The following is a 277-nucleotide window of genomic DNA, read 5'->3' on the forward strand; positions in this document are numbered from 1 at the left end:
CGACGACGATCAACAACACCGAGACCTTCGCCTCGGTGCCGGCGATCGTGCGCAACGGCGCCGAGTGGTTCATGGGCCTGGGCAAGCCGAACAACGGCGGCTGCAAGATCTTCTCGGTATCGGGCCACGTCGCCCGGCCCGGCAACCACGAGATCCGCCTCGGCACCTCGTTCGCCGATCTGCTGGAGCTGTGCGGCGGCATGCGCGACGGCCGTGCGATCAAGGCCGTGATCCCCGGCGGCTCGTCGATGAAGGTGCTGCCCGGCGAGACCATGAT

The 277-nt window shown here is 67.9% G+C and carries 1 protein-coding gene; it reads left to right on the plus strand.

Features of this window, described 5'->3' with window-relative positions:
* Positions 1-277, plus strand: a 277-nt coding sequence (locus SB719_RS19780; RefSeq protein ID WP_412159684.1) for an SLBB domain-containing protein, incomplete at both ends; no start/stop codon positions are given.

This window comes from Pantoea sp. SIMBA_079 (assembly GCF_046940275.1).
GTDB lineage: Bacteria > Pseudomonadota > Gammaproteobacteria > Enterobacterales > Enterobacteriaceae > Pantoea > Pantoea borealis.